10 protein-coding genes are annotated in these 10,932 nt (G+C 33.7%); 1 reads left to right on the top strand and 9 read right to left on the bottom strand.

Annotated elements, in window-relative coordinates; translation table 11 throughout:
* Positions 1-134: 134 nt before the first annotated feature.
* The 3 genes from ACIQ2X_RS09435 to ACIQ2X_RS09425 all read right to left on the bottom strand — a co-directional run bounded on the left by ACIQ2X_RS09435 (position 135) and on the right by ACIQ2X_RS09425 (position 3,278).
* Positions 135-1,130 (bottom strand): NAD(P)H-dependent glycerol-3-phosphate dehydrogenase, encoded by a 996-nt coding sequence (locus ACIQ2X_RS09435; RefSeq protein ID WP_396178680.1) that lies wholly within the window; start codon positions 1,128-1,130, stop codon positions 135-137.
* Between the two features lie 306 nt (positions 1,131-1,436).
* The gene (locus ACIQ2X_RS09430) at positions 1,437-2,594 is read right to left on the bottom strand and encodes an iron-containing alcohol dehydrogenase (protein ID WP_396178679.1); all 1,158 of its coding nucleotides are present in this window, start codon (positions 2,592-2,594) and stop codon (positions 1,437-1,439) included.
* A 6-nt stretch (positions 2,595-2,600) separates the two neighbouring features.
* Positions 2,601-3,278, bottom strand: a complete 678-nt coding sequence (locus ACIQ2X_RS09425) for a type 1 glutamine amidotransferase domain-containing protein (RefSeq protein ID WP_396178678.1) — start codon at positions 3,276-3,278, stop codon at positions 2,601-2,603.
* A 163-nt stretch (positions 3,279-3,441) separates the two neighbouring features.
* Between ACIQ2X_RS09425 and ACIQ2X_RS09420 the strand changes: the two genes are divergently transcribed.
* Positions 3,442-4,338: a LysR family transcriptional regulator gene (locus ACIQ2X_RS09420; RefSeq protein WP_396178677.1), complete on the top strand. Its 897-nt coding sequence runs from the start codon at positions 3,442-3,444 to the stop codon at positions 4,336-4,338.
* A gap of 1 nt (position 4,339) precedes the next feature.
* Here ACIQ2X_RS09420 and nadD read toward each other — a convergent pair whose 3' ends face one another.
* The 6 genes from nadD to ACIQ2X_RS09390 form a co-directional block, all read right to left on the bottom strand.
* Positions 4,340-4,930 (bottom strand): nicotinate (nicotinamide) nucleotide adenylyltransferase, encoded by a 591-nt coding sequence (gene nadD / locus ACIQ2X_RS09415; RefSeq protein WP_396178676.1) that lies wholly within the window; start codon positions 4,928-4,930, stop codon positions 4,340-4,342.
* A gap of 105 nt (positions 4,931-5,035) precedes the next feature.
* Complete coding sequence (gene gmk, locus ACIQ2X_RS09410; protein WP_396178675.1) at positions 5,036-5,611, bottom strand: guanylate kinase; 576 nt, start codon at positions 5,609-5,611, stop codon at positions 5,036-5,038.
* Positions 5,612-5,722: 111 nt separating this feature from the next.
* Positions 5,723-6,583 carry a YicC/YloC family endoribonuclease gene (locus ACIQ2X_RS09405; RefSeq protein ID WP_396178674.1) on the bottom strand — a complete coding sequence of 287 codons (861 nt, stop codon included), beginning with the start codon at positions 6,581-6,583 and terminating at the stop codon, positions 5,723-5,725.
* Positions 6,584-6,871: 288 nt separating this feature from the next.
* Entirely contained in the window at positions 6,872-9,259 is a 2,388-nt protein-coding gene (locus ACIQ2X_RS09400) for an AIPR family protein (RefSeq protein ID WP_396178673.1), read from the bottom strand.
* On the bottom strand, positions 9,259-10,230 hold the full coding sequence (locus ACIQ2X_RS09395; RefSeq protein ID WP_396178672.1) for a PD-(D/E)XK motif protein: 972 nt from the start codon (positions 10,228-10,230) through the stop codon (positions 9,259-9,261). The genes ACIQ2X_RS09400 and ACIQ2X_RS09395 overlap by 1 nt, the downstream gene beginning before the upstream one ends.
* Positions 10,231-10,232: 2 nt before the next feature.
* The coding region (locus ACIQ2X_RS09390; protein WP_396178671.1) for a hypothetical protein at positions 10,233-10,932 on the bottom strand (700 nt) is incomplete at its 5' end.

The raw sequence follows: 10,932 nt of genomic DNA, 5'->3' as shown, positions 1-10,932 counted from the left end.
TTTGTGGTAAAACAAAAATAATCAACTTTTTTATCTTTCCCCTTCGGGGTTTTCTTTTACGGCTACGCCTCCAAAGAAAACCCCGAAGGGGAGGAAATGCCATCAACAATGTTGTGAAACTTTACAACTAAACCTTAATTCAACTTATCTGTTAATTTTTTAAATACTTTTTTCGCCTCTTTACCTTCGTACAAAATGCTGTAAACGGCATCGATTATGGGAGTTTTGGCGCCGTATTGTTGGTTCAAGTGGTAGGCACTTTTTGTAGCATAATAGCCTTCGGCCACCATAGTCATTTCCATCATCGCGCTTTTTACGGTGTAGCCTTTGCCAATCATGTTTCCGAAGGTTCTGTTTCGCGAGAATAACGAATAACCTGTAACCAGTAAATCGCCTAAATAAGCCGAATTATTGATGTTTCGCTTCATTTTGTGCACCTCACGAATAAAGCGTTTCATCTCTCGAATCCCGTTACTCATCAATACAGCTTGAAAATTATCGCCGTAACCCAAACCATGCGCCATCCCGGCTGCAATGGCGTAAATGTTTTTCAACATCGCGGCATATTCAGTACCTATGATATCGTCTGAAATTTTTGTTTTGATGTAATTTCCCGAAAGGCAATTGGCTACGATTCGTGCTTTTTTAGCGTCGCCACAAGCGATGGTCAAGTAGGATAAACGTTCTAACGCAACTTCCTCTGCATGACATGGACCCGTTATTACTCCAATATTTTCGTAATCGATGTCGTATTGTTGATGAAAATGTTCTCCTACAATCAAACTCGTTTCAGGAACTATTCCTTTAATTGCCGAGAAAATGACCTTGTTTTTTAAACTAGCTGTTAATTTTTGCAACTCACCATTCAAAAAAGCAGAGGGAATGGCAAATATAATATAGTCGGCATAGGCTATGGCTTCATTTATATCACTGGTCAATCGTAACTTTTCGATGTTAAATTCTACCGAGCTCAAGTAATTGGGGTTGTGGTGAAACTCTTTCAAATGATCAATCGCATCATCATTTCGCATATACCACGCAATTTCAGGTAGGTTTACACATAGCATTTTAGCAATAGCTGTTGCCCAACTTCCTCCTCCTATGACTGCAAATTTTGGATATTCTGTCATTATTCTCTTTTTAAGAAACAAAAAATAAATTTTATTCAAAAATACTTATTTTAAAATTAATAATCACCAAATTTTCCAGTGAACACGAGCGGTTCAGGACAATTTAAAATTTATTTCTAAAATAAAGTTAAATTTATGACTGTCAATATACTATAAGTCTGAAATCAACGTTATAACAAAACATTTAGGTATTTTCCTCGATTGTTTTAAAGGTTAGGAGTTAGTTAAGATTTTGTTTTTGGTGTTTTGAAAAAGGCACTGCTGAAAAAATTTCAGCAGTGCTTTTTGATTTAAAGTGGTTTGATTTTAGTAACTCATTTCCACGATGTGTTTCACTTTTTCGACGGTCAGGTTTTGTCTTTCACCTAAGGCGTTCCAGCCTCTTTCTTTAAAACGAGCGGCTATAAATGTAGCTGCTTTGGCATAATCGTCGGTATATTGAGACAACTTGGTGTCTATTCCCATTAAGTGAAAAAATTCCACCGTTTTATTGATGGCTTCTTTGGCAATTTCGTCGTCGCTTCCGCTTAAATGGAAAATGCGTTTTCCGTACTGTGTTAGTTTTTCTTTTTTGGTTTCAAATAAAACGGTGTATAAATGCGGCCCAATAATGGCTAAAGTTCTTGCGTGATCAATTCCGTACAACGCCGTCAATTCGTGCCCAATCATGTGAGTCGCCCAGTCTGTTGGAACACCTTTGTTTAACAATCCGTTCAAAGCCATCGTGCAACACCACATGTAATTGGATGCCAAAGCATAATCCGTGGGATGTTCCACTACTTTTGGGCCTATTTCAATTAATGTAGTTAATATGCCTTCGGCAATTCGATCCTGCAAGTACGCGTCGTGTGGATACGTGAGGTATTGCTCCATCACGTGAGTAAAAGCATCTACGATACCATTTTGAATTTGTCTTTTTGGCAACGATTCAATAACGGTTGGATCGCAAATTGAAAATTGTGGAAACAAAGCCGAACCACCAAACGATAATTTCTCTTGAGTAGCTGCTATTGTTACTACCGCTCCAGAATTCATTTCGCTTCCCGTGGCTGGTAAAGTCAAAACGGTTCCAAAAGGCACTGCGTTTTCCTTAATTAAGAGGCGTTTTTGTAAAATTTCCAACGGGTTACCTTTATAATTTGTAGCTCCAGAAATAAATTTGACGCCGTCAATCACGCTTCCGCCTCCAACAGCCAAAAGAAAATCAATCTTTTTTTCTTTGACTATTGCTATCGCTTTTTCTAATGTTTCAAAATGCGGATTGGGTTCGATACCGCCAAATTCCGTAACGTCAAAACCTTTTAAGTTTTGCATCACCGACTCGTAAATTCCATTTTTGAAAATGCTTCCGCCGCCGTAAGCCAGTAAAATTTTTGCGTTCTTTGGAATTAAATTGCCTAATTTTTCCATTTGTCCTTTACCAAAAATATAATTGGTAGGATTGTATAATTCAAAGTTATTCATTTCCTTTTAATTTAATTGTTGTAGCAATTTTTCAGCAACCAATTTTGACGAGGCAGGGTTTTGACCTGTAATTAACAATCCATCTTCCACAGCATACGGGTGCCAATCTTCGGTTTTAGAAAAGATTCCACCGTTTGCTTTTAAAACGTCTTCTAGTAAAAATGGAACCACTTTTGTTAATCCAACTGCTTCTTCTTCAGCATTTGTAAAACCGGTTACTTTTTTTCCTTTTACTAAATATTCACCATCGATTTTAACATTTTTCAATGCGGCAGGAGCGTGACAAACAAAAGCAACAGGTTTATCATTGGTATAAAAAGATTGAATCAATGCAATTGATGTGTGGTCGGTAGCTAAATCCCACAAAGGACCGTGTCCACCTGGATAAAATACAGCATCATAATCAGCTTCTTTTACATCGGCTAATTTTAAAGTTTGACTTAGTTTGGTTTGCAATTCTTTGTCGGCATCAAATCGCTTCGTGTCTTCAGTTGCCGATGAAGGGTCGGCACTTTTTGGATCAATTGGCGGTTGGCCCCCTAGTGGTGTAGCAATGTCGATTTGAATTCCCTTATCGAGTAATTCATAATAAGGTGCTGCCAATTCTTCAATCCAAAATCCTGTTTTTTCTCCGGTGTCTCCTAATTTGTCGTGACTAGTGACTACAAATAATACTTTTTTCATATTTTTTTATTTTGTGCAGTTGCAAATAAGCAACTTACGGTTAAAATTACAATTAAAATGAGTTTTTTTTATACCTAATTTCATTTATACTTTACAAATTTACAACGCTTATGTTATTTGTAAAAATAATTTAAATTATGTTTGTGATAAGTATATTTATAGCATGGTAAATTTAGAATGGTACCGAACCTTTAAATCGGTGTATAAAAACGGCAACTTTTCTTTGGCTGCCAAAGAGCTATTTATCAGTCAACCAGCGGTTAGTCAGCAAATTTCTATGTTAGAAGCCCACGTAGGGTATAAGCTTTTCAACAGAAAGTCGAAAGGAGTGGAACCAACCGAATACGCCAAGTTGCTGAATAACTTAATCATTGAAGCATTAGATCGTTTGGAGAACGTTGAAAATGGTTTCAGATCCAAAGCGTTGGATGCAAATCGTTTGATCACTTTGGGTATTTCGAAACATTTATTCCGTTCCATTGGAAGCACATTGATTTCAAAATTCGATTACATTGACTTTAGTTTTCATACAAATGATGCCTTATTCGAATTGGTAAATGCCAAGAAAATCGACTTTGCTATTGTTACCAATAGGTACGATACGTTTGATACCGTTCAAAAAAAGCTAGGTGCGATTAGGCAAATTGTAGTGGCTTCAACAAATCTTGATGTGTCAACTTTAAAAAACAGTATTGCAAACCGTGATTTTTTTGCCGTAGAAAGTGCGTTGAATGAACAAAAATGGTACAGTCACGACGCTGGAATTCCACATATCAAGTTGTTTTGGTTGCATGTTTTCAATAAAAAGCGTCCTTCAATGATTCCCAATTACATCATTCCTTCTGAACATGAGATGTTGGAAGTGCTTTCAAAAAACACGGGTGTTGCAGTAACTTGGGATATAAACGCTAAATCCTTTTTGGAGAAGGACCAACTGCAACTTATATGGAAAAGCGATCAAATGCCGATTACTTCAGTCTATTTATTGTCGGCCAAAAATGCTAATTTTAGCTCCGCAGCTTCGTTAATTCAAGACGCATTGCAAGAGGTCTTGACTTAATTTATTTGGTGTAAAACAAATTATGTTCAATGTAATCTGCCACTTTTGCAGGAAGCATTGGGTTGATGTTTTTTTTGCCTTTGATGGCATTTCGGATAAAGGTGGACGAGATTTCCACAATGGGTGCGTCAATTGTATGAATTTTAGCTTTGAAATTTTCTAAAAAACCAGGCTTTGGTTGAGGTTCAGAAGTTATTCTTGGATAGACATAGAGTTCGTGATTTTGCAAAATCACTTCATGGTTTTTCCATTTTTGCAAAGAGTTCAAATTGTCTTCGCCCATGATTAAGGCAAATTCATTTTGCGGATATTTTTCCTGCAAATGTGCCAAGGTATTCACCGTATAATTGGGTTGCGGGAGCTTGAACTCAATGTCGGAAGGCTTTAATTTGGGATAATCAGCGGTGGCAAGATGTACCATTTCGAGTCGGTGGTAATCGTCGAGCAACGTACTTTTCTTTTTCAAGGGATTGTGAGGCGTAACCACGAGCCAAATTTGCTCTAAATCACTAAACTCCGCAAGGTGGTTGGCAATAATCAAATGGCCAATATGAATGGGATTAAAAGTACCGAAAAACAAACCGATTTTCATTCTTTTTGAGGTTATGAGTTTGGAAGTTTCTGAGGTTCTAAGTTGCTAAGGTGCTGCGTTCATAAATTATAAAAACTTTGCATCTTAGCACCTTTGCACCTTTCTTTATATCATTTTCAAATAATTATGCACCAAAGTGTACGCGTCGTTTTTGGCAATTTCCAAATCATAATTTTTCAAGATGACGTCAAATTTATCCGATTCGGCAATTTCCCGTTCGGCTTTAGCCAATCGCATTTGGATTTTCTCATCGCTTTCGGTTTGCCTAAAACGCAGTCTTCTTTCGAGTTCTTCCACGGACGGCGGACTCACAAAAACAGACAATGTTTGTTTTGGAAATTGCTTTTTGATGTTTAAACCGCCTATCACGTCGATATCAAAAATCACGTGTTTCCCTTGAGCCCAAATCCGATCCAGTTCGGTTTTCAGAGTACCGTAAAAATTGTCTTTGTACACTTCCTCGTATTCTACAAATTCATTTGCTGCAATTTTCTTTTGAAATGCATCCGCAGATAAAAAGTAGTAGTCTTTTCCGTCAACTTCATCGCCTCTCTTTTCGCGCGAAGTAGCCGAAATGGAGAAGTCCAAATGCAATTCTTTTTGTTCGAGAAGGTGTTTTACAATCGTTGTTTTACCCGAACCCGAAGGTGCCGAAAAAACAATTAATTTTCCGTTGTTCATATAATTTTTGTTTAGCTTCGCTCCGTTCGGCTTCGCCTCGGGTCAGGTTTCAAGGTTTCAAGTTTGAAGTTTCAGGTTGCGTAAAGAACTTTAAACTTCAATCTCAATACTTTAGAGTACATTCAAAACCTGTTCCTTAATTTTTTCCAATTCATCTTTCATTTGCACGACCAATTTTTGCATTTGAGCGTGGTTGGACTTGGATCCCATCGTGTTGATTTCGCGGCCCATTTCTTGGGTAATAAAACCCAGTTTTCGGCCGTTGGCTTCTTTTCCTGCAATGGTTTCGATAAAATAATGCAAGTGATTTTCCAGTCGCACTTTCTCTTCGGTAATGTCGTATTTTTCGAGATAAAAAATCAGTTCTTGTTCAAAGCGGTTGTCGTTGATGTTCACTTTTAGTTCGTCAATTGCCGTGCGAAGTCGCGTTTTTACGGTCTCAATGCGTTCGCCATCCAGAGCAACTGTGGCATTCATCAGCGTCATGATGTTGGCAATGCGGTGCAAAAATTCGCGTTCCAGCGAAGTTCCCTCAGCCACTCGAAACGATTGCATGTTTTCTAAAGCTTCATCGATCACGTTTTGAATCAAATTCCAGTCGTTTTCGTCGATTTCCTCGCGTTCGGTTTTCATCGCATCGGGCATTCTCACGGCCATTTTCATCAATTCGGTTTCATCGGCTTCGGCATATACTTCTCGTAATTGAGCGATGTAGGCTTTCACAATCGGTACGTTGACTTTGGTAGAAGTTTGCTCGGTTGTATTTTCCATAAAAATAGAAAAATCAATTTTACCCCGTTCCAAAACCGTCGAAAGTTGGTTGCGTAAACCCAATTCCATTTCGCGGTACACCGAAGGAATCCGGACGTTTAAGTCCAAACCTTTGCTGTTGAGCGATTTTACTTCTACGGTAATTTTTTTGTTTGGGAGTTGCAAAGTGGCCTTCCCGAAACCCGTCATCGATTGTATCATAAGTATTTTAAAAAGAGCTCAAAGATAATGAAAAGAATTCAGTCTTTAGTTCAGCCACAAACAAAGAAATGCTTACTTTAAGGAGCGAACGGCTCGGGCTTTTTAGGCCCCGAAGCGTCGGGGCATGTTCCTGCCTTCATTCCAAATCTTTTTATTTTTTTAAAGAAAAAAAATAAAAAGGATTTTCCCTTCAGTCAGGGCTAGTGGGGCAGTCATGAAATTGATTGTAACGACGTTGCTGATGGGGTTTTAGGTGAAGATACGATAGGGTTCAGTAAAAAAATTTAGTTAAACTTTAATGCCAAATTTAGCTAACTTTTTAATTGATTTTAAAGAATTTACAACGTTAACTTCTTTTACTGTTTCACTTTTAGAAATTGATTTTTGAACAGATTTTAAATTCTGTAATTCTAAATTATCAAATATTTTAGTTTGTTCTCCTATATCAAATATTTTAGACCAATCATTTTTAGAAATTAATTTTAACCTATCATAGATTGCCTTAAAATCAATAACTTCTACTTCAATTTCATTTGATAATGATTTTATGGTATCGATGTTTATTTTCTTTTCCTCAATGTATGAAATTAATTTATTACCAATTGCAATATCTCTACTATTAAAATTTTTGGCTCTTTTAATTTTACTTGCAATTTCCCATATATCAGTTGAAGATTCTTTAAATTCTTCAATATTCATTGACCATTTTGAAACACCATCCCAGAACTTATTACCGAAACCTAAAATTTTATTGATGCTCATCAAATTATTTTCTGATTTGTTATCAATTTCTTCTGTTTCTACTTCCCTTGCTAAAACTTGTTCTTTTGTTATGAAACAATCAGAATATTGTTCAAAATTGAATTTATAATTTTCATCTTTTAATAACTTCCAGCTTGATTCTCTTTTTGCATATTCAGAAATAAGTGAATTATTTGAAGATTTAACCAATTGATGGTAAACAAAAACAATTAATTTTTGCAATTCATTTACTATTCTTGTGTCAACTCGTTGCTCTTCATAAATTTTCCACAAATCAATTCTGTTGTCAGTCAAATAATAAAAATAAGATAATGTATAAGCAACCGTGAATGATTTTAAGTTAGTATCTCCAATGGCATCTATGTTTTTTCGACCAAAAAGTTTATCAACTACTTTAAAAAGAATAGCATTAGCAATTAATTTTTTATAAAAATTCTCTCCTGGAAATTTACTTTTCTTAACTAATTCATTAATCTTTTTGGTGTAGTGAATAAAGTTTTTCTGAGCACCTTGTGATACATAATGTGGTTCTAATTCCCAAATATTTATATACTTAGCAACATCAGATTTAACAAATTTTTGATTTGTAGGATTTTGTTCCTTGAATTTTCGTTGTTGAGCTGGAGTAGTTAATTTATTTAAAGATTCTTTGTACTGACCATTAACACGTTCAAAATACCACAAGGTTGACATGTTTCTATTGACTGGATCAATTACGTATTTTTTACGTGATAATGATTCAATTTGAACAAAATATGGATTGTTTGAAGACAAATCTAATTCAGATACTTTGTTTTGACTGTTGGCATATCTAGCAATGTTGGGAACTTCAATATTTTTTTGTTCAACATCTTTGATTACCGTTAATTTCATCTGAACAAAAACATTACTCAAATCGGCATCTTTAAACTTCTTTTGAGTATGAAACAATGAAGCAGTAGTTTGACCACCATTTACAATTTGAAAATCAAGTAATTTTGTCAGATACAACTGATTATCAATAAGCATAGTTTCAACGTTTTCAGCAGTAGCCGTAATACCATTGTTATAAGGAAGAAACATTTGTGGCTTTTCTCTAATTGTATCTCTAATACCTTTGTTGAATTTACCCGTTTGACCTAAAAAAGCTCTAACATTACTTTCAAGTAATTCATTAGAATATTCTTTGTAAAGTTTAGATAATATGTCACCTGGTAAAATTGCTAAATAACACTCATATAGCTCATTTATGTTAGGCATTTTCAAACATTGAATACCATGTTGATTGTTCGATATTAACTCTTTAAAATCAATTTCAATCGGCTCTCTATTGCTTGATGATTCACTTAACTTATAAAATCTAGGAATATCCCAAACATGAACAAAAATATCTAAATCATCAAATCCTTTAATTGTAATTTTCTCTAAATCGTGATTTGAATTCCCATTGATTAAAAAATAAATATTTATTCTGTCAAAATTTGATTTCTGTTTTAAAATAATTTTTAATAACTGATTCAACTCTGTTTGAGCAGGATCAATATAATCAATGTGCCCTTTTAGAGCAGCATTTAAAAACTTCTTAATTTGATTTATACTTTTATTAAAGTCATCTTTAGTAATGTTATAATCGTATGAAGTTTTATTGAAATAAGTTATAAATAAATCTAATGTTTCAAAGTAAACCTTGTTAGAATCGTCTTTGAATTCATCTTTTAGACAATATCCGTTTATTTTCCAGTCAACTCTTCCTTGAGAATCAGGATTTATATAAGACAATACTCTGGCGCCTTCTGACTTGCCTATGTTATCCAATATTTCAATGCAATGCTCTGTAAATTTATCTTCAAAACTTGCTCCTTCACCATCTGAATATACTAATGCTGAAACATCAGACTGAATGGCTTCAATATAATTTTTTAATCCTCTCTCCATTATTTTATTAATTCAAGAATTGATTCATTACTATCTAAAAATTGTTCTATTGCTGATAATTCAATATTGTATTTTGTATCAAACAAACCAATAGGTAAATCTGAAGCTACCAATCTTGGAAAATCACTTGTAACTTCATAAAAATTTCTCTTTCTAAAAGCATACTGACGCTTGTAATTTTCAAAATCTTCATGAAAATAGCCTACTAGTAAAAGTCTTTCGTTAAAAAACTTTAAAGCATTCTGATTATTATTAATTTTAGTTCTAATTTGCTCTATAACAGAATTTAGTGAAAAACCTTTATCCTTAACTTCTTCGACCACATATAAAACTAAATATAATTTTGTTAGATTTTCAGTATCTAACTGTCTTTCACTTGAAATCTTAACTTTTGGAACTTTTGATGAAGTTAACTTTACTTCAATGCCAAATGAACCAAAACGAAAGTCTTTATCATTAAAATCTGGACCAGTCCAACTTTCTAATAAAGCATCAATTGAATATTCTTCATCCAGCAATGAATTGAATAATAAAAGTTCTCCAATTAATCCTTTTTGTCTTTCAATTGTTAGCCCTTGAAAATTTATTTTATCAAATAATTTTTTCCATTTTAATACAACATTAGAAGTTTCAACTAAAGCTTCGTTTTCAGTAACACTTTTTGAGATTTCTTCAACAATATTTTCAATAAATAGACTGAAAATATCTTTTAACTGATTATCTAAAAGATAAATATGTAACTCTTTAGTATCTTCAAATTCAAATATTTCGATTAATAATCCCTTAAACTTAAAATTTTTAAATTCAGGGAATTTAGCATTTTTTGAAGTTTCAAATATGTATAAATGATTACCAGTTATATGATTTGTTGCTGCAAAACATTTGAACGGTTTAACATGTTCAAGTTGCGTTTTTATAATAATTTCATCAGTAGGAACATGACTTTCCCAAATAGATTTAATACTTACCATAATTATTCGTTTTCAGAATTATCATCATCTTCCATTGGTTCAATATCAAGCTCTTCTTTTATCGTAGCAGAATAAGAAACCTGAACTTCGTTTTCAATTTTAGGAAAATGCAAACTATAACCTATGATTGGAATACCATTTTCAACGTTTGTTGTACCTCTTTCGTCTAATGCATAAATTAGAAGTAAACCTTTGCTTTCATTGGCTCTTCTTTCTTTAATGCTTCCTGTACCATTTTCTAATAAATCTACTTGACGATCTACAACATCATCAATTTGATTTTTTGTTATTTTATATAATTCTGAATATTCCGTTTGATTTCTGACACTACAAACTAATTCAATCGCTTTTCCATCTGCGAATAAACTGTATTTTTTTGTTTCATGCTCTGTCCGGTTCTTGGATTCTTTTATAACACCTTCATCATATAGTAGTGCTTTTTCATTAGTATTAGAAACAATGCAAATATTCCATTCTCGTATATTATTTTGTATATTTTGTTGTTTTATATAATCAGATAAAACTTGATTATTTATTGGTGGAATATTTATTTTATAATTTTCGATAAAATCAGTCAAAATATCTATATTAACGTTTTTATATAATAGATATTTAGTTTTATTTTTAATTTGGATTATGTTTTCATCTTTTGGAAATCCTAATCTTTCAAATAAATTTTTAAAAATATCAAAATTATTCTGG

It is taken from the genome of Flavobacterium sp. (genome assembly GCF_044368625.1).
Lineage (GTDB): Bacteria > Bacteroidota > Bacteroidia > Flavobacteriales > Flavobacteriaceae > Flavobacterium.
The sequence above is the reverse complement of the archived record's forward strand: the minus strand, read 5'-3'. Positions and strand labels throughout refer to the sequence as shown.